Below are 18976 nucleotides of genomic sequence, written 5' to 3'. Positions count from 1 at the left end.
TGGTCTCGACACGCTCGGCCGTGGCCGGCCTTGCGGCTCGACCAGCGAGCGGCTGTTACGTCGTGTAGTCGGCGTTGATGCGGATGTAGCCGTCGGTGAGGTCGCAGCCGTAGACGGTGAACTCACCCGAGGCGATGCCGAGGTCGACCTCGATCGAGACCTCTTCACCAGACAGATAAGTCGACAAATCCGCCAATAGATTTGCCGAGACCTGGGCGGGGTAGGTCTCGGTGCCGCCGAAGGCGATGCGGACGTGCTCGGGGGAGATGTCGGTCTCCTCGCGGAGCTTGCCGATGGCCATCGCGACCCGGCCCCAGTTGGGGTCGGCGCCGTGGACCGCGGTCTTGACCAGGGGCGAGTTGACGATCGCCTTGCCGACCCGCTTGGCCTGGGCGTCGTCGCGGGCGCCGGTGACCGAGACCGTGATCAGCTTGGAGGCACCCTCGCCGTCGGAGGCGATCTTCTTCACCAGCGCGAGCGCGGCGTCGTAGAGCGCCGCCTCGAACTCGGCGAGGTCGACCGCGCCCGCCGCACCGGACGCGAAGATCGCCGCCGTGTCGGAGGTCGAGGTGTCGGTGTCGATCGAGACGGCGTTGTAGGTGCGGTCGACGACCCGGCGGAAGGCCGCGTCGAGCTCGGCGGCGGGCACCTCGGCGTCGGTGAAGAAGTAGGTCAGCATCGTGGCCATGTCGGGCTCGAGCATCCCGACGCCCTTGGCGATCCCGACGATGGTCGCCCCGCCGACGGTCCGGGTCTCGATCTTGGCGATCGTGTCGGTCGTCATGATCGCCGCCGCGGCGGCCTCGAAGTCGGCCTCGCCGGCGGTGCCGACGAGCTTCTCCAGCGCGGGGGTGAGCACGTCCATCGGGTACTGCACACCGATCACGCCGGTCGACGCGACCAGCAGCTCCTCGGGGCGCACCCCGACGATCTCGGCCGCCCGGCGGCGTACCTCCAGGGCGTTGGCCTCGCCCGTCGGGCCGGTCGCGACGTTGGCGTTCTTCGAGATCGTCACCATGCCGCGGAACGCGGAGAGGTCCGAGGCGCGGGAGAGCAGCACCGAGGGGCCGGCGAAGCGGGAACGGGTGAAGACCGCTGCGCTCGTGACCCGGCCCGAGGGGGCGGCGACGACGGCGAAGTCGTCAGCGCCCTCCTTGAGACCGAGGTTGGCGGTGACTCCGACGAATCCGGCTGGCTGAGGCATGCGCACAGCCTAGAACCAGTCGATGCCTTGCAGGCCCTATGTCCGCAACCAGGCGAACGCCGCCGCCTCGAGGATCATCCAGGACCGGAGTACGCGACCCACGAACGTGATCCCGACGAAGAGCATCAGGTTGGCCTTGAGCGAGCCGTAGACGACCGCGAGGATCGCCAGCGGCGGGAGGCCGCTGAGCGCTGCGACGGCGAGCAGGCCGCCCGCGTAGGCGGGTCGTCCCTGCGTACGTCGCTCCCACTTCTCCATCCGCCGCTGCCACTTCTCGCACGACATCTTCTTGCGGACGAAGGGGAGGGAGGTGGTGCCGTGGCCGGCGTAGTACCAGACGACCTTGGAGCTGGTCTGGCCGATTCCCGCCACCAGGGCGAGGATGAGAGCCGAGAAGGTCAGGTTCGAGGCGGCCACCGCGAGGTAGGTCTCGAAGTTGATGACGGGGAAGAGTCCTCCGGTGAAGGACGCGGCGAAGGTCCCGAGAACGAGGTCCATCAGCCGACCTCTGGACCGCGCAGGAATTGAAACAATTCAACGGAAGTGTGTTGGGGGATCACCCGCGAAACCTTAGATGTAATTCGTGTCACCATGCGACTTGGGCGTCACATCCACATTACGGACCGACCTCCGAAATGAGGCGTTTCTCACTTAGACATGGGGGTCACGGGGGTCTCGGGACCGGCTATCGGAACATCGCCTGCAGTTGGATCGATCAATTGTCCAGGCCCGTGACCGATGACCCACTCTGGTGCACGGTACCCCGGTTGGAGGCCTCTTCAACTGGGGTAACGTGCCTGCAATCGGCGAAACTTTGAAGGGTGTCGGAATGGTTGACGTGGACAAGGTCCTCGATGAGGCGGGGCTGACGAATCCTCATGTGCGGGAGTATGTCTCCTACTGGGCAGGGGTGACCGGAGCCGAGCGGATCGAGGTTGTCAGCGCGGCCGACGACGAGCGGCTCCTCCAGGAGTCGCTGGAGGCTGGTGAACTGCTCCCGGTGACGGGCGGTCGCTACTACAGCCGTTCCTACAGCAAGGACACCGCGCGCTCCGAGGAGCGCACCGTGGTCGCCACCTCCAACCCGGAGGACAAGGGCGTCTACAACAACTGGAAGCCGGCCGACGAGACCGTCAAGACGCTCACCGAGCGGATGACCGGTGCCTCCAAGGGCAAGACGATGTACGTCATCCCCTACCTGATGGCTCCCGCGGGCAGCCCGCTCGAGGCCTACGCCGCCGGCGTCGAGCTCACCGACAGCCGCCCGGTCGTGCAGCAGATGATCCGGATGGCCCGCGTCGGCATCGACTACATCAACAACCTCGAGGACCCGAACTCGTTCGTCCGTGCCGTGCACGTGACCGGCGACCTGCCCAACCTCGGGCAGGGGACCGACGACGACCAGCGTCTGTTCGCGACGGTCGCCGACCAGCGTACGATCCTCCACTTCGGCTCCTCCTACGGCGGCAACGCGCTGCTGGGCAAGATCGCCCACGGCCTGCGCCAGGCCTGCTACGACGGCCGCGCCTCCGGCAAGTTCCTGGCCGAGCAGTTCCTGCTGCTGGGCATCAAGGACAAGGAGACCGGCGAGGAGTTCCACGTCGTCGGCGGCTTCCCCTCGGCCTCCGGCAAGACCAACCTCTCGATGACGCTCTCGCCCGACGCCCTCGGTGAGCGCTACGAGGTCACCTTCTATGGCGACGACATCGCCTGGATCTGGGTGGGCGAGGACGGCAAGCTGCGCGCCTTCAACCCGGAGAACGGCGTCTTCGGTGTCGCCAAGGACACCAACGAGAAGACCAACCCGGGCGCCATCCAGGCGATCCTGCCGGGCTCGGGCGCGATCTTCACGAACGTCGCCTACAACGAGAAGACCCAGGAGGTCTGGTGGGAGGGGCTCACCAAGCACCACCCGGACGATCTCGACGGCTGGATCGACTGGAAGGGCGAGCGCATCGCCGACCGGATCGACGACGAGCTGAGCGAGCCCTGGGCCCATCCCAACTCCCGGTTCACCACGCCGATCTCGCAGGTGCCCAACGCCGCGCCCGACTTCGACGACGCCGCCGGTGTGCCGATCGACGCGATCATCTTCGGTGGCCGCACCCGTGACCGCGAGCCGCTGATCCGTGCGATCACCGACGTGGCCGAGGGCGTCTACGACGGCCTGACCCTGGGTGCCGAGGCGACCGCCGCGGCCGACGGCCTCGAGGGCGTGCTCCGCTACGACCCGATGTCGATGCGTCCGTTCCTCGCCTACGAGGAGGGCGACTACGCCCGCCACTGGCTGAAGATCATCGGCGAGGCCACCGACAAGCCGGTCTTCGCCCACGTCAACTGGTTCCAGCGCGACGCCGAGGACGGTCACTTCCTGTGGCCCGGCTACCGCGAGAACGTGCGCGCGCTGCTGTGGCTGCTGCAGTTCAAGAAGGGTGAGGTCAAGGGCCAGCAGAGCCCCGTCGGCATCATCCCGACCGAGGACGAGCTCGACCTGCGCGGACTCGACCTGCCGCAGAAGGACCTCGACCGGATCCTCTCCCTCGACCTCGCCCGCTGGAAGCAGGAGATGGGCTTCCGCGAGGAGCACCTCAAGCAGTTCAAGCTGCCCGAGGAGATCTGGGAGGCGCACAAGCGCGTCGCTGCTGCCATCGACGAGGCCGCTCAGGCCTGATCGAGCCACAGCCGGGGGCGGCGTACGGGATTTCGTTCCGTACGCCGCCTCTTCATGTTTCCGTCTGCGTCCGTTTCCTACGGGAAGATGAACTTTGTACTGATCTGGAACAGATGCCCGGCCAGACATTTACGCGGCCGATCCCGCCCACCTAAGGTTCCTGCCCGTGACGATCCCCATTGACCAGCCGCTTCGTGCTGCCTCGATCACCGAGGCGTACGCGCGGTTCTGGAAGAAGTACGCGACATTCTCGGGTCGCGCCAGCCGCACGGAGCTGCTCTGGCCGATGCTCGTGAACCTTCTGCTGCTCATCGTCCTCGTGCTGGCACGCAACGACGTGGTGAGCCTCGTGATCGGTCTCTACGCGCTGGTCGCGTTCGTGCCGACCATCGCGCTCGGCGCCCGACGGCTGCACGACATCAACCGTTCGGGGTGGTGGCAGCTGATCCTGGTCGTACCGATCATCGGCGACATCGTCCTCGCGGTCCTCTGGCTGACCTTCCCGAGCCCTGAGGGTGTCAAGTACGACCTGGCCGCATGACCCCTCGTAAGATTCCCCTGGTTGTTCTCGGGGTTGTCCCGGAATGGCAGGCTATTGGCATGAAGTCCCTCGCAGGAGCCGCAGCGAAGCGGCTCGCCCTGGAGACCCTCGGCTGGCTGCTCGTGGTCGCCGGGATCGCGGCGATGGTGTTGCCGGGTCCGGGGCTGTTGATGCTCTTCGGTGGGCTTGCTGTGCTCTCTCGTCAGTACGCGTGGGCTCGCCGTTACGTCGAGCCGGTCCGCCTCCGGGCCCTGCGCGGGGCCGCCGAGGGCGTCGAGACCTGGCCACGGATCATCCTGTCCACGCTCGGAGCGCTCTCGATCGGTGCCGTCGGCGTCGTCTTCCTGATCAGGCCGCCCGCGCCGCACTGGTGGCCGCTCGAGGCTTCGCTGTGGCTCCTCGGCGGTGAGTGGACCGGCGTGACGCTGCTGGGCTCCTGCATCATCGCTCTCGCCGTCCTGGGCTACTCCTACAAGCACTTCCACGGCCACCCCGACGCTCGCCACCAGCTCGACGAGGACATCGAGCACACGGGCGAGATGAACAAGGTCGCCTGACGTACACGAAACCGGCCGTCGGATTCATCCGACGGCCGGTTTCGCGTAGTGCTAGGCCTTCCGGCCGTTCTTGCCGGTCTCGTCGCCCTGAGGAGTGCTCGGGGTCCAGCCGCGGGACGCGTTGGGGTCCAGAACGTCGCTGGCGCTCTCGGTCCAGTCGTCGCTGTAGTCGGCCTGCCAGTCCTGGTCCTGACCGTTGCGCCGGTCGTTCTTCTTGCCGCCGCGGCCGCCGGCCCCGCCGACTCCGCCGCGCCCGGCCCGGCTGCCCGCGCCGGTCGGACCGCCTCGGGTCCCGCGCGCGCCTGCGCCTGCCCCGGCACCCCGGGCACCTGTTCCGGCGCCCGCGCCACGTACGCCTGCTCCGGCCCCGCGCGCTCCAGCGCCTGCGCCAGCACTCGCGCGGGCACCGGCAGCACCGGCCCGGGCGGCCGCAGACCTCGACGTCGCACCCGCCGTCGCGGCCTTCGCCGAGGCTCCGGCAGCGAACTTGCTGGCAAGCGCCTTCGCCACACCAGCACCGAGCAGAGCCCCACCGCCGCCGATCGCGAGCGCGGTCATGCCACCCGCACCGCCCGCGAGCGGCGCGAGACCATCAGCCGTCTCGACCATCGCGTACGACGTCGACGGCGCCGGCGAGCCGTCGGCGTTCACCCACTGCGTGCCGTTCCACTCGGGGATGTTCTCAGCCTTCGCCGCCTCGATGTTCGCCTTCTCCTGGGCGATCAGCTCGTGGCCCCAGCCCTCGGGGTAGAGCGTGCCGGAGTTGTACTTCGCCATCCGGGCTTGGGACGCCGCGATGGCGCTGTAGGAGCCGGGTGACGAGGGAGGCTGCGGGGCGGGATCGTTCGGAGTGCCGGGCTCCTCGGTCAGCGCACGAACAGGGGGCTGCGAGGTGTAGTTCTGCTGATCGACGACCTCGATCTGTTTGGCCGCGGCCGCCTCGGCGTCTGCGATCGCCGCCTGCTGAGCGTTGTACGCATTGCGATCGGCTTGCAGAGCCTTCTGATTCTGAACCGCCTGAGCCGAATCGATGCCAGGGCCGGACTGGGCATACTTTGACGATGACGCGTCTGGCGCAGAGACAGGTTCGAAAGAAAGCGTCTGTTCGAGCTTTTCGTGGGTCTTCTGGGCGTTCCGTGTCGTGGTCTGCGCTTGGGAGAGAGCGTCTATGGCAGCAGTGAGCTGTTGAACCTTGTTCGTCAGCTTGGTTGCCGAGGTTCTGAACGCTTCCTGGGCCGCACTTGCGGTGTAAGAAGTCTCCTCAAATGCCTCTGGCACCCGCCTGGCCGCAAGGTCGAGATCGCGGGCGAGTTCTTCGAAGGTGCGCTTTGCGGTTTCCCAGTCGTTCAGCCGCGCTTCGACTTCCTCTGGATTGGCGGTGGCCACGTACTGCTTCAAGACGTTCATCATCGCGCCTCTAGGACCCATGTCGGTCATCCCTCCTCATCCTGGCCGAACTTCGACCTAGTTACCGCTTCTTCGATCGCGCCGAGATCTGGGAAGAACGGAAGGTTCACGTCAGGCAGATTCAGCCTCGCATCCTTCGCCAGGTTGTCGAAGAATGGCTGGCTGATCAGGTCCACGGCAGTCGTCATCTGGTTGTCGAAGGCCTTCCGAGCGTCCTCGTCGGCGTCTTCGACGGCCCGGACGGCGTCATCGAGACCATCGACGAAAGCAACCATGGCCTTGGATGTCTCTGAGAGGGCAGAGTTGATCCGCTCCGTCGCCAAGTTCATGAGAGTCTCAAGGGTCTCAGCGGTCTTGCTCCCGCCCAACGTGCCAGCGCCAGGCTTGTCGACGTGAATCTTGTCGACCTTGACAGTGTCGTCGATGAGAACCTGTTTGATCTTGTTGACGAGGGGCTTGTTGACCCCGGTTGAGCGCGACCCAGTCATCGCCAGCCTCCCGAGTGTTTCCGGATGTTGCTCCAAGTAAACAGGAGACCCCACGGGGTGTCGACCGGAACAGCATTGCCCCAGCAAGCCGATACGCTCTCCGGCATGAGCCGATCTCGGACGTACCCCCTGTTTAAGTCGATGGCTGCTCTGGCTGCTCTGGCTGCTCTAGGCGTGGGCCTGACGGCCTGCGGCAATGAGAATCCGTCCGGCACTGAGCCGACGGGAAGTGGTGCCGCTTCGCCGAGCGAAACCACTTCGACAGAGCCTGCCTCGGAGTGGAAGGTCGCGGAACTGGAAGGGATGCAGTTCAAGGCTCCTCCGGACTGGTCTGTCAGTCTGGAGGATGGCGTCAGTTACGTCATGGGTTCGCCGAAGGACGAGCAGGGGTATCGCGCTGGGCGCGGCATCTTCAACGCCGGATCGTCGCTTGCGCTCTCGCTCGACGAGCTCGCTACGACGAGTCGCGACAACGTCATCGGGGACTACTCGAAAGTCGAGCGTTTGAAGGACGTGACGTTTGGAGGGACCACGTTCTTCCACATTCGAGGATCCGGCGAGGCGCAGACTTATGACCTCTACGGAGCGCTGGTAGGCGATGTCGAGGTCTCCGTCGCGTGGTCCTTCAACCCTGATCTCGCCACCCAGAAGCAGATTGACGGGTGGATCAACCAGGTCATGCCGACGTTTAAGGCGTAGGACCAGTTGGGCGCCGCGGAGCCCTGAGGATCACTGTCGGCGGTGCCCGATAGGTTGCGGTCTGTGGTCGTACATCTCCACCGCGCGCCGCGGACCGATCTGCTCGCCGACTCGCTCGGCGAGCTGTTGTCGGTGCCGCTCCGGGATCCGTTCGCGACCGAGGTCGTGGTGGTGCCGGCGCGGGGGGTGGAGCGGTGGTTGTCGCAGCGGCTGGCGCATCGGCTGGGGGCCGCGGAAGGTCGGTCGGACGGGATCTGCGCGGGGGTGGACTTCCGGTCGCCGTGGTCGCTGTTCGCCGAGATCGCGGGCACGGGGGACGAGGATCCTTGGGTGCCCGAGTTGCTGACCTGGCCGGTGCTGGCGGCGATCGACGCGTCGCTGGACGAGCCGTGGGCAAGGCCGCTCGCGCAGCATCTCGGGCATGGGGACGCGACCGAGGAAGGCGTACGTCGGCGGGGGCGGCGGTTGGCGCTGGCCAGGCGGCTGGCGCGGCTGTTGGCGGCGTACGCGGACCAGCGGCCGGCGGTGGTCGCCGACTGGGGTGCGGGGCGGGACACGGACGGGCTCGGCGGCGAGATCGCCGAGGACCTGGCGTGGCAGCCGCCGCTGTGGCGGGCAGTCGCTGAGCTGGTCGGCGGGCCGACGCCGGTGGAGCGGCAGGCGGCCACGGTGGCCAGACTGAGGCAGACCCCGACGGCATTCGAGCTGCCGGAGCGGGTCTCGTTGTTCGGGCACACCCGGCTGTCCGCGACCGACGTCGAGCTCGTCGCGGCGCTGGGGGAGCACCGGGAGGTGCACCTGTGGCTGCCGCATCCCTCCGAGGCCCTGTGGGACGCGCTTGCGGGTCTCAGCGGGACGGTGGCCCGCACCGCCGACAGGTCGCACGACGCGGTCGGTCATCCGCTGCTGGCCACCTTGGGGCGGGATACGCGGGAGCTGCAGCGCGGGCTCGCGCGGCTCGCGGCCGTTGACGACTGTGTTGGTCTCGACACGCTCGCTGGCGCTCGCGGCTCGACCAGCGGGGGACTGCTGTCTTGGCTGCAGGAGGACATCCGGGGCAACACCCTCGGCGAGGCGGCGAGCCGGGTGCTCGATCCCGGCGACCGCTCGATCCAGGTGCACGCCTGCCATGGCGAGGCGCGGCAGGTGGAGGTGCTCCGGGAGGTGCTGCTCGGCCTGCTCGAGGACGACCCGACGCTGGAGCCGCGGGACGTACTGGTGATGTGCCCCGACATCGAGACCTTCGCGCCGCTGATCGAGGCCGGGTTCGGGCTGGGCGAGGTGATCGGCGAGACCGGGCACCCGGCTCACCGGCTGCGGGTCAAGCTGGCGGACCGGTCGCTGACGCGTACGAATCCGCTCCTGGACGTGGCCACCAGGCTGCTCGACCTGGCCGGCGGCCGGGCGGGGGTGAGCGACGTACTCGATCTCGCTCATCTCGATCCGGTGCGGCGCCGGTTCGGGCTCAACGACGACGCGCTGGAACAGCTCGAGGAGTGGGCCAAGGACGCCGGGATCAGGTGGGGCTTCGACGCGGAGCACCGCGAGCCCTTCGGGCTGGAGACGTACGTCGCCAACACCTGGCGCTTCGGCATGGACCGGATCCTCACCGGAGTGGCGATGTCCGAGGATTCGGCGACCTGGCTGGACACGACACTGCCGTTGGACGACGTCGGCAGCGGCAGCGTCGAGCTGGCGGGGAAGTTCGCGGAGCTCGTCGATCGGCTGGAGCGGGTGACCGACGAGCTGGCCGGGGTGCATCCGCTCGAGCACTGGCTGAAGGTGATCGAGGAGGGGGTCGCCGGACTGACGTCGGTCTCGACCAACGACGAGTGGCAGTCGGGCCAGGTGACCCGGGAGCTGTCCCGGGTCCGGGACGACGCCCGAGGTCACGAGGTGGACGAGCTGCGGCTCCCCGACGTGCGCGCGCTGCTGGGGGCGCGGCTGGCCGGGCGGGCCACGCGCGCCAACTTCCGCACCGGCACGCTGACCGTGTCCACACTGGTGCCGATGCGGTCGGTGCCGCATCGCGTGGTGTGTCTGCTGGGCATGGACGACGGGGTGTTCCCGCGGGTCGGGGTCACCGACGGCGACGACCTGCTGGCGCGCGATCCGCAGACGGGGGAGCGCGACCTGCGCAGCGAGGACCGGCAGCTGTTCCTCGACGCGCTGCTGGCGGCGACCGAGACGCTGGTGGTGACCTACACGGGCGCCAACGAATACTCGGGTCAGCCGCGGCCGCCCGCGGTGCCGCTCGGTGAGCTGTTGGACGCGCTCGACGCGACCGCTGTCACCGCAGACGGCAGGCCGGTCAAGGAGGCCGTGACGACCCGGCATCCGCTGCAGCCGTTCGACCCGCGCAACCTGACGCCCGGAGCGCTGGTGGCGGGACACCCCTTCTCCTTCGACAGGTCGGCCGAGGCCGGTGCTGTCGCCGCGGTGTCGGACCGGGTCGAGCCGCCGGAGCTCCTGCCCGCGCCGCTGGGACCGAGCACCGCCGGCGATGTGACGCTCGAGGAGCTGCTGGCCTTCTACCGCGCGCCCGTGCGCGCGTTCTTCCGCGACCGCCTGGAGCTGGCGCTGCCGCGCGACGACGACCCGCTCTCCGACGCGCTGCCGGTCGAGCTCGACGGGTTGGGGCAGTGGTCGGTGGGAGACCGGCTGCTCCACGACCTGCTCGCCGGGATGTCGGAGGAGCAGGCGACCCAGCAGGAGTGGCGGCGCGGCGTACTCCCGCCGAAGTGGCTCGGCTGGCGCATCCTCACCGATGTGATCACCAAGGCGAAGCCGATCGCGGCCGAGGCGCTGCGGGTGCGTCACGCGGGCATCTCCACCGGCCAGGCGCGAGCGGTCGACGTGGAGGTCGATCTCGGCGACGGCCGCCGGCTGACCGGCACCGTCCCCCAGGTCTACGGGGACCGACTCGTCCCGGTGACCTACTCCCGCCTGGGCGCCAAGCAGCGGATCGAGTCGTGGGTGCAGCTGGTCGCGCTCGCCGCCTCCGACGAGGACCGGGCGTGGAGCGCCTGGACGCTGGGCCGGCCGGGCAACTCCAGGTCGCGTACGCCGTTCGGGCTGTCCCAGCTCGGGCCGCTCGATCACACCGCGCTCGACGTGCTGCGTGACCTGGTGCGGTTGCGCGACAAGGGGCTCTCCGCGCCGCTCCCGCTGCCGCTGAAGACCTCGCTCGCCTACGCCCGCCAGCGCCGCACCCAGGCCGGTGTCGACGACGCGCTCTACAAGGCCGGATGGGAGTGGAACGACGGACGCTACGAGGGCGAGGAGTCCGACGTGGAGCAGGTGCGGGCCTGGGGCGCTGGGTCCGGGATCCCGGGGCTGGGCGATCCTCCGGAGCCCGGCGAGGAGTTCGACGGGGAGACCTCCCGCTTCGGTGCGCTCGCGATGCGGGTCTGGTCGCCGTTGCTCAAGGCTGAGCAGGGGAGCTGGTGAGCATGGACGGATTCGACCTGACCGGGCCTCTTCCGACCGGCACGACGCTGATCGAGGCCTCGGCCGGCACCGGGAAGACCTTCACCATCGGCGCGCTGGTCACCCGCTACGTCGTCGAGGGGGAGGCGACGCTCGACGAGATCCTGGCGATCACGTTCGGACGCGCCGCCTCGCAGGAGCTGCGCGACCGGGTGCGATCCCACCTCGTCGAGGCCGAGCGAGCCTTCGCAGCCGCGGTCGCCGGACAGCGGCCGAGCCCGCTCGACGCCCACCTCGACCTGCTGTTGGACGTGCCCGAGGAAGAGATTCGCGTACGCCACGAGCGCGTGCGCGACGCGCTCGCCTCGTTCGACGGGGCCACGATTGCGACGACCCACCAGTTCTGCCAGCTCGTGCTGCGGTCGCTGGGCGTGGCCGGTGACACCGACGCCGGCGCCGAGCTGGTCGAGTCGCTGGACGAGCTGGTCGTGGAGGTCGTCGACGACCTCTATCTGAAGTGGTTCGGTGAGGCGCGCGAGCGTCCGCCGTTCGACCGCGACGACGCGCTCGGGCTGGCGCGCACCGCGGTCGAGGACCCGCAGTCGCGGATCGCTCCGGCGCCGGAAGAGGACCCGGTGGCCGGTGCCCGGGTGCGGTTCGCCGAAGCGGTGCGGGACGAGGTCGACCGACGCAAGCAGATGCGCGGCGTCCTCTCCTACGACGACCTGCTCTCCCGGCTCGCGGTCGCGCTGGAGGATCCTTCCGCGCCCGCACGGGCACGGATGAGGCAGCGGTGGAAGATCGTGCTGGTCGACGAGTTCCAGGACACCGACCCGGTGCAGTGGCAGGTGCTCTCGCGCGCCTTCGAGGGCCACGCCACCCTGGTCCTGATCGGTGACCCGAAGCAGGCCATCTACGCCTTCCGCGGTGGCGACGTCTTCACCTATCTGACCGCCGCCCGAACGGCCGAGACGCAGGCGACGCTCGACACCAACTGGCGCAGCGACGCGCCCCTGGTCGACAGCCTCCAGGTGGTCCTGCGCGGCGCGGCGCTCGGCTCGCCCGAGATCGTCGTCCACGACGTGAAGGCCCATCACGCCGGGTCCCGGCTGGTCGGCGCCCCGCATCTGTCACCGTTCCGGATCAGAAGGGTCGGCCGCGCCGGCTTCAAGCTCACCCGCGGCAAGATGATCACAGCCGGCGACGCCCGCAACCACATCGCCCGCGACCTCGCCGCCGACATCGCCGAGCTGCTCGGCTCCGGAGCGACCTGGTGCGACCGGCCGGTCCAGGCCGGTGACATCGCCGTCATCGTCGCGATCCGTTCCCACGGGCTGTTGGTCCAGCGCATCCTCCAGGAGCACGGCATCCCGGCGGTGATGGCCGGCGGCGGCGACGTCTTCCTGACCCCCGCCGGCGAGGACTGGCTCGCGCTGCTGCAGGCGCTCGACTCGCCCCACCGGGCGCCGCTGGTGCGCGCGGCCGGACTGAGCGTGTTCTTCGGCTACACCGCGACCGAGCTCGACGCGGGCGGCGAGGCGCTGACCTCGCGCATCGCCGACACACTGCGTGGCTGGGCGCTGCTGCTGCGTGGCCGGGGTGTGGCCGCGCTGATCGAGGCGGCGGAGGAGCGCGGGCTCACCGCGCGGGTGCTGCGGCGCACCGACGGGGAGCGGCTGCTCACCGACGTACGTCATCTCGGGCAGCTGCTCCACGACATCTCCGTGCGCGACTCGCTCGGCCTGCCGGCGCTGCTGACCTGGTTCCGCGACGAGCGGAGGCGATCCGCGGCGACCGAGCGGCCGCGGCGGCTCGACTCGGACGCCGCGGCGGTGCAGATCGTGACGGTGCACGGCTCGAAGGGGCTGCAGTATCCGGTCGTCTACCTGCCCTTCGCCTACGACTTCTTCGTGCGCGATCCCGAGGTCGCCCGCTTCCACGACGCCGACGGGCAGCGCACGATCGACGTCACCCGCACTGGCGCTCAGTGGGCGCAACACCTGGCCCGTCACCAAGAGGAGGAGCTGGGCGAGGAGCTCCGAGACCTGTACGTCGCGCTGACCCGGGCGCAGTCGCAGGTCGTCGCGTGGTGGGCGCCGACGGCCAACACCGCCACCGGCGGACTGCACCGGCTGCTGTTCGGACGGCAGCCCGGGGTCACCGCGGTGCCGGCGTCGCAGGAGGTCTTCGACGACGCCTACGCCGAGCGGGTGCTCGGACTCATCGAGAAGATGGGCGGGCCCACCGCCGAGCCCTCGGTCGTGGCAACGGCGGTCGCGACGCCGCGGCCATCGCCTGCCGGAACACTTGCCGCACGGGCGTTCACCCGTGAGGTGGACGCGGAGTGGCGGCGTACGTCCTACTCGGGGCTCATCCGGGTCGACGAGGGTGTCGCGGCAACCTCGGAGCCGGAGGTCGAGGGCAAGGACGACGAGCCCGTCGCCGAGGACGTCGACCTCGTGGAGGCGGACGTGCCGGAGGAGCACCTCTCGCCGATGGCCGAGCTGCCCAAGGGCGCCGGGTTCGGCTCGTTGGTCCACGCCGTGCTCGAGCACACCGACCCGGAGGCACCTGACCTCGGCGAGGAGCTGCTGACCACGACCCGCGAGCAGCTGCGCTGGTGGCCGGTCCCGGCCTCCGCCGAGGAGCTGGCGACCGCGATGCTGCCGCTCAACCTGACCCCGCTCGGTCCGCTGGCCGACGGGCTGACACTGGCCCGGATCCCGCTGCGCGATCGGCTGCGCGAGCTCGACTTCGAGATCCCGCTGGCCGGCGGCGACAGGCGCGGGCCGGGTGCGCCGGACGTACGGCTGAGCGATCTCGCGCCATTGCTGCGGGCTCATCTTCCGGCCGACGACCCGATGGTGACCTACGCCGACCGGCTGGAGGTGCCGCCCCTGGGTGAGCAGTCCCTGCGGGGCTATCTGACCGGTTCGGTGGACGTGGTGCTGCGGCTGCCGAGCGGCCGGTTCGTCGTGGTCGACTACAAGACCAACTTCCTGGGCGTGGAGGCGATGGACTACACCCAGCCGAAGCTCGCCGAGGCGATGCTGCACTCCCACTACCCGCTGCAGGCGCTGCTCTACTCCGCGGTCGTGCACCGCTTCCTGCGCTGGCGCCTGCCCGGCTACGACCCCGAGAAGCACCTCGGCGGCGTGCTCTATCTCTACGTGCGCGGGATGCTCGGCCCGGACACCCCCGTCGTCGACGGCATCCCGACCGGCGTCTTCACCTGGCAACCGCCCGCGTCCCTCGCGGTCGCCCTGTCCGACCTGCTGGATGGAGGGACGACAGCATGATCGAGCGCTGGGAGTCCGACGACCCCTTCGACGCCCGCCTGGCGCGGTCCGCGACCGGCCTCTTGGAGTCGTTCAACAAGGAAGGCGTGCTGACCGCCGCCGACGTGCATGTCGCGACCCGCGCCGCCGCGCTCGCCGGAGAGGAGCGCGACGAGGTGCGCCTGGCGGTTGCGCTGGCGGTCCGCGCTGTCCGGCACGGGTCGGTGTGCGTCGACCTGGCCGCGCTGCGGGAGACCGAGGAGACGCTGCCCTGGCCGGCCGCAACGGGCTGGCTCGAGGCCGTCGCCGACAGCCCGCTGGCCGAGCAGTCCGTGGTGCAGGTCGAGGACGGCCTGCTCTACCTCGACCGCTACCACCGCGAAGAAGGACAGGTACGCGACGACCTGCTCGCCCGCCTGGCCTCACTCCGTCCCGTGGCCGATGAGTCCCTGCTCGAGGCGACCGCGGCCCGGCTCTTCCCGGGCGAGGGCTACGCCGAGCAGCGCGACGCCGCGCTCGCCGCCGCCCGGCAGTCCACGACCGTGCTCACCGGTGGTCCCGGCACCGGCAAGACCACGACCGTGGCCGGGCTGCTGGCGCTGCTCACCGAGCAGTCCGCGACTCCGTTGCGGATCGCCCTGACCGCGCCGACCGGCAAGGCGGCCGCGCGACTGCAGGAAGCGGTCGAGGGTGCCCAGCGGGCGCCACAGTTCACCGAGGCCGATCGCGCCCGGCTCAACGGTCTGACCGCGTCGACGCTCCACCGGCTGCTCGGCTGGCGGCCCGGATCCTCGACCCGGTTCAAGCACCACCGCACCAACCGGCTGCCGCACGACGTGATCGTCGTCGACGAGACGAGCATGGTGTCGCTGACGATGATGGCCCGGCTGCTCGAGGCGGTGCGTCCGGAGGCCCGGCTGATCCTGGTGGGCGACCCCGACCAGCTCGCCAGCGTCGAGGCCGGGGCGGTGCTCTCCGACCTCGTCGCCGGTCTCGCCGTCCGCTCGCCCGACGCCGTCGCAGCCCTCCGTACAACCCACCGCTTCGGCGGTGCGATCGGCGCGCTGGCCGCGGCCCTGCGCGACGGCGACGCCGACGCGGCGCTCGACGTGCTGAAGTCCGGCGACCCCGCGGTCGAGCTCGTCGACCCGGCTGATGAGACCGCGATGGCGAGCGTCGAACGCGACCTGGTCACCCACGCCGTCGCCCTCCACGAGGCCGCCCTCGCGGGCGATGCGGCGGGCTGCGTACGCATGCTCGACGAGTCGCGCCTCCTCTGCGCCCACCGCGACGGCCCCTGGGGCGTCTCCCACTGGAACCGGCAGGTCGAGCGCGGCCTCGCCGAGACCACCGGCGAGCCGCTCGGCATCGGCTGGGGCCACGAGTGGTACCCCGGCCGCCCCGTCCTCGTCACCGCCAACGACTACGGCCTCGGCCTCTTCAACGGCGACACCAGCGTCACCTATCAGGACGCCGCCGGGGACCTCCGGGTCGCGATCGCCGGCGGCGCGACGTACGCGCCCTCACGCCTCGGCGACATCGAGACCCTGCACGCGATGACCGTCCACAAGTCCCAGGGCAGCCAGGCCAGGTCGGTCACCGTCCTGCTCCCACCCGACGACTCGCCCCTGCTCACCCGCGAGCTCTTCTACACCGCGGTCACCCGCGCCCAGGAGCGGGTACGCATCGTCGGCACACCCGACGCCGTCACCGCCGCGATCACCCACCGCGCCCAGCGCGCCTCCGGCCTCCGCCAGCGCCTCGGCCACGAGTAGTCGCGCGGTCAGGACCGCGCGATCGAGGTCGCGAGGGAGGCCAGGTGACCGAGCCGGGCGAGCTCGGAGTCGAGGAAGTCGGGACCGCCGCGGCGGCCGATGATGACGATCTCGTTGCCGTCGATGCGGGCGCCGGCGAACATGTTCTCGTCCTCGCCCTCGACCTCGATCCGCTCGGGCCGGTCGAGCTCGATGAAGGGGACGTTCTCGGGGGCTCCGTCGGTGGAGCGGGCGATGCCCTTGACGCGGTGGACGCGGATGGCCCAGTCGGCACGGAAGGTCAGGGGGAGCACGTCGACGAGCCGGTCGAGGGCCTCGTGAGCGTTCTCGGTGAGGTCCTCGACCGCCTCGAGGTCGAGGAAGAGGTTGCCGCCGGCGGCGTAGCGGGAGATCCAGACGACGTGCACGCCGTCGAGCTCGTTGCACGCCGAGACGATGGAGTCCGGCATGGTGCCCGGAGAGGTCTCGAGAAGAACGTCGTCGACGGCGAGTCCCTCGGCCTTGTTCTTCTCGACGATCTCGATCGCCTCGATGTCGCCACCGGCTTCACCGATGGCGGAGGCGAGGCGACCGAGGGAACCCGGGACATCGGGCAGCTCGACGCGTAGCAGGAACGGCATGGCCATAGACCCTAGCGTCGTGAACCGACAGCCGTCGCACTGTCCCGGTTACACACCGGTCAACTGACGGGCTATTCGGCGACCGGCTCCAGCAGGAAGAGCGGGAAGATCCGGGACGTGTTGGGCTGGTATTCGCCGTACGTCGGCCAGGTCTTCACGGCATAGTCCCACCACTCGTCGCGCTCGGCCCCGGAGAGCTCGCGGGCGACGTACGCCTTCTTGGTGCCGCCGTCCTGGAGCACCATCTCGGGGTGCTTGCGGAAGTTGGCCACCCAGGCTGGGTTCTTGTCGGACCCGCCCCAGGACGCCACCGCGAGGTAGCGCCCGTCGCGCTCGATGCGCATCAGCGGCGTCTTGCGGATCGCGCCGGTCTTGGCGCCGCGGTTGGTGATCAGGATGATCGGCTTGCCATCGCGCTCGAGGACGTTGGCCTCGGCGCCGTTGGAGGCCTCGAACGCGGCAACCTGCTCGCGCACCCAGTCGGCCGTGCTCGGGATGTACTCGCCTTGCAGTTCGGTCATGCCCACTACAACACCACGGGACGGTGGCTATTCCGAGAGGATCGGATCAGGCGAGGGCCTTGTCGATCTCGCGGTCGAGATGCGACTTCGGCCGCGCGCCGACCATCTGGAGCACCGGCTTCCCGCCCCGGAAGAGGAGCATCGTCGGCACCGCCATGACCCGGTAGTCGGCAGAGGTGGCCGGGTTCTCGTCCTGGTTGAGCTTCACCACCCGCAGGCTCCCGGCCCGCTCGGCGGCGATCTTCTCGAGGATCGGTGCGAGCTGACGGCAGGGCGGGCACCACTCGGCCCAGATCTCCACCAGCACCGGCGTGTCGGACATGAGTACCTCGTCGACGAACCGGGCATCGGTGATGTCCTCGATCACAGCGGTCTGACTCATCGCTTCTCTCCTTCTGGGTTCGGTCGGTACGACTCGGCCTCGTGCAGCAGCCCGGCGAGCTCACCGCGCAGAGCGGTCAGCTCGGTGACCCGCCGGTCGATCTCGGCGATGCGCTGCCGATACGCCTCGAGCGAGGCAGGGCACACGTCCGCACGGTCGTTGCCGGCGCGCAGGCAGTCGACGAACGGCAGCGTCTCCTCGGCGGTGAGGCCGAGCGACAGCAGGGCGCGGATCTCCCGCACCACCTGCACGTCCACCTCGGCGTAGTCGCGATAGCCGTTGCCCGACCGTCGCGGCGTGAGCAGCCCGCGCGACTCGTAGTAACGCACCGCCTTCACCGTCACGCCGGCCCGATCCGCGAGCTCCTTGATCTGCACGCGTACGACGGTAGACCTTGCCCCTGGGGGCAAGGTCAAGCCTGCAATCGCCGGTCCGGATAACCTCAGGGCCATGAGCGCCATCGAGGGAGTCTCCGACACGTTCGACCCGACCCGCTGGGACGTGGTGAAGGGCTTCGAGGATCTGACCGACCTGACCTATCACCGGGCCAAGGAGCACGGCACCGTACGCATCGCCTTCGACCGCCCCGACGTGCTCAACGCCTTCCGGCCGCACACGGTCGACGAGCTCCTCCGCGTGCTGGAGCACGCCCGCACCTCCGCGGACGTCGGCTGCGTCCTGCTGACCGGCAATGGGCCCTCGGAGAAGAACGGCAAGTTCTCCTTCTGCACCGGCGGTGACCAGCGCATCCGCGGCAAGGCCGGCTACCAGTACGAGGAGACCGATGCGTACGCCGCCGGCCGGACCGGCGCGGAGGAGCCCACCCCGATCGACAAGGCCAAGCTCGCCCGCCTGCACATCCTCGAGTGCCAGCGGCTGATCCGCTTCATGCCGAAGGTCGTCATCTGCGTCGTCCCCGGCTGGACCGCTGGCGGTGGCCACTCCCTTCACGTCGTCTGCGACCTCACCCTGGCTTCTCTGGAGAACGCCCGCTTCAAGCAGACCGACGCCGATGTCGGCTCGTTCGACGGTGGTTACGGCTCGGCCTACCTGGCTCGCCAGGTCGGCCAGAAGTTCGCCCGGGAGATCTTCTTCCTCGCCGAGGAGTACTCGGCCGAGGACGGCGTACGCATGGGCACCGTCAACCGCGCCGTCCCGCACGCCGAGCTCGAGGACGTCGCGCTCGAGTGGGGTCGCAAGATCAACGGCAAGTCACCGACGGCCCAGCGGATGCTGAAGTACGCCTTCAACCTCCTCGACGACGGCCTCGTCGGCCAGCAGATGTTCGCCGGCGAGACCACCCGCCTGGCGTACATGACCGACGAGGCGCAGGAGGGCCGCGACCAGTTCCTGGAGAAGCGCGACCCCGACTGGTCGCCCTACCCCTGGTACTACTGATCTGCC

Annotated in this window: 16 protein-coding genes; 8 read left to right on the top strand and 8 right to left on the bottom strand. The window is 69.6% G+C overall.

Going from position 1 to position 18976, the window contains the following annotated elements:
* Window positions 1-55 precede the first annotated feature (55 nt).
* Entirely contained in the window at window positions 56-1204 is a 1149-nt protein-coding gene (gene argJ, locus G5C66_RS02460; protein WP_165109382.1) for a bifunctional glutamate N-acetyltransferase/amino-acid acetyltransferase ArgJ, read from the bottom strand.
* A gap of 36 nt (window positions 1205-1240) precedes the next feature.
* The gene (locus tag G5C66_RS02455; protein WP_165109381.1) at window positions 1241-1702 is read right to left on the bottom strand and encodes a hypothetical protein; all 462 of its coding nucleotides are present in this window, start codon (window positions 1700-1702) and stop codon (window positions 1241-1243) included.
* Window positions 1703-2033: 331 nt separating this feature from the next.
* Here G5C66_RS02455 and G5C66_RS02450 point away from each other — a divergent pair, with 331 nt between their 5' ends.
* The 3 genes from G5C66_RS02450 (at window position 2034) to G5C66_RS02440 (ending at window position 4973) form a co-directional block, all read left to right on the top strand.
* The gene (locus G5C66_RS02450) at window positions 2034-3875 is read left to right on the top strand and encodes a phosphoenolpyruvate carboxykinase (GTP) (protein ID WP_165109380.1); all 1842 of its coding nucleotides are present in this window, start codon (window positions 2034-2036) and stop codon (window positions 3873-3875) included.
* A gap of 166 nt (window positions 3876-4041) precedes the next feature.
* The gene (locus G5C66_RS02445) at window positions 4042-4416 is read left to right on the top strand and encodes a DUF805 domain-containing protein (RefSeq protein WP_206443652.1); all 375 of its coding nucleotides are present in this window, start codon (window positions 4042-4044) and stop codon (window positions 4414-4416) included.
* A gap of 59 nt (window positions 4417-4475) precedes the next feature.
* Window positions 4476-4973, top strand: a complete 498-nt coding sequence (locus tag G5C66_RS02440) for a PGPGW domain-containing protein (protein ID WP_165109379.1) — start codon at window positions 4476-4478, stop codon at window positions 4971-4973.
* A gap of 51 nt (window positions 4974-5024) precedes the next feature.
* Here the strand turns inward: G5C66_RS02440 and G5C66_RS02435 are convergent, their stop codons facing one another.
* Both G5C66_RS02435 and G5C66_RS02430 read right to left on the bottom strand, forming a co-directional pair.
* A complete protein-coding gene (locus G5C66_RS02435) occupies window positions 5025-6410 on the bottom strand; it encodes a hypothetical protein (protein WP_165109378.1) in 1386 nt (461 codons plus the stop codon).
* A complete protein-coding gene (locus G5C66_RS02430; protein WP_165109377.1) occupies window positions 6407-6904 on the bottom strand; it encodes a hypothetical protein in 498 nt (165 codons plus the stop codon). Before G5C66_RS02430 ends, G5C66_RS02435 begins: the two co-directional genes overlap by 4 nt.
* Window positions 6905-6925: 21 nt before the next feature.
* Here G5C66_RS02430 and G5C66_RS02425 point away from each other — a divergent pair, with 21 nt between their 5' ends.
* The 4 genes from G5C66_RS02425 (at window position 6926) to recD (ending at window position 16049) form a co-directional block, all read left to right on the top strand.
* Complete coding sequence (locus tag G5C66_RS02425) at window positions 6926-7567, top strand: hypothetical protein (protein WP_165109376.1); 642 nt, start codon at window positions 6926-6928, stop codon at window positions 7565-7567.
* 63 nt (window positions 7568-7630) lie between these two features.
* A complete protein-coding gene (recC, locus tag G5C66_RS02420; protein ID WP_165109375.1) occupies window positions 7631-11017 on the top strand; it encodes an exodeoxyribonuclease V subunit gamma in 3387 nt (1128 codons plus the stop codon).
* A gap of 2 nt (window positions 11018-11019) precedes the next feature.
* Window positions 11020-14295, top strand: a complete 3276-nt coding sequence (locus G5C66_RS02415; protein ID WP_165109629.1) for a UvrD-helicase domain-containing protein — start codon at window positions 11020-11022, stop codon at window positions 14293-14295.
* Entirely contained in the window at window positions 14292-16049 is a 1758-nt protein-coding gene (gene recD / locus G5C66_RS02410) for an exodeoxyribonuclease V subunit alpha (RefSeq protein WP_165109374.1), read from the top strand. The genes G5C66_RS02415 and recD overlap by 4 nt, the downstream gene beginning before the upstream one ends.
* Window positions 16050-16057: 8 nt before the next feature.
* Here recD and G5C66_RS02405 read toward each other — a convergent pair whose 3' ends face one another.
* From G5C66_RS02405 to G5C66_RS02390, 4 genes are all read right to left on the bottom strand, one after another.
* Window positions 16058-16669 carry an ACT domain-containing protein gene (locus tag G5C66_RS02405; protein WP_165109373.1) on the bottom strand — a complete coding sequence of 204 codons (612 nt, stop codon included), beginning with the start codon at window positions 16667-16669 and terminating at the stop codon, window positions 16058-16060.
* A gap of 71 nt (window positions 16670-16740) precedes the next feature.
* On the bottom strand, window positions 16741-17190 hold the full coding sequence (locus G5C66_RS02400; RefSeq protein ID WP_165109372.1) for a nitroreductase family deazaflavin-dependent oxidoreductase: 450 nt from the start codon (window positions 17188-17190) through the stop codon (window positions 16741-16743).
* A gap of 46 nt (window positions 17191-17236) precedes the next feature.
* Window positions 17237-17572 carry a thioredoxin gene (gene trxA / locus G5C66_RS02395; protein WP_165109371.1) on the bottom strand — a complete coding sequence of 112 codons (336 nt, stop codon included), beginning with the start codon at window positions 17570-17572 and terminating at the stop codon, window positions 17237-17239.
* Window positions 17569-17949 (bottom strand): MerR family transcriptional regulator, encoded by a 381-nt coding sequence (locus G5C66_RS02390; RefSeq protein WP_165109370.1) that lies wholly within the window; start codon window positions 17947-17949, stop codon window positions 17569-17571. The genes trxA and G5C66_RS02390 overlap by 4 nt, the downstream gene beginning before the upstream one ends.
* A gap of 73 nt (window positions 17950-18022) precedes the next feature.
* On the opposite strand from G5C66_RS02390, the gene G5C66_RS02385 reads away from it, so the two are divergent.
* Window positions 18023-18970, top strand: a complete 948-nt coding sequence (locus G5C66_RS02385; RefSeq protein ID WP_165109369.1) for a 1,4-dihydroxy-2-naphthoyl-CoA synthase — start codon at window positions 18023-18025, stop codon at window positions 18968-18970.
* Window positions 18971-18976: the final 6 nt, after the last annotated feature.

The sequence above is a fragment of the Nocardioides turkmenicus genome, assembly GCF_011045035.1.
Taxonomy (GTDB): Bacteria; Actinomycetota; Actinomycetes; order Propionibacteriales; family Nocardioidaceae; genus Nocardioides; species Nocardioides turkmenicus.
The sequence above is the reverse complement of the archived record's forward strand: the minus strand, read 5'-3'. Positions and strand labels throughout refer to the sequence as shown.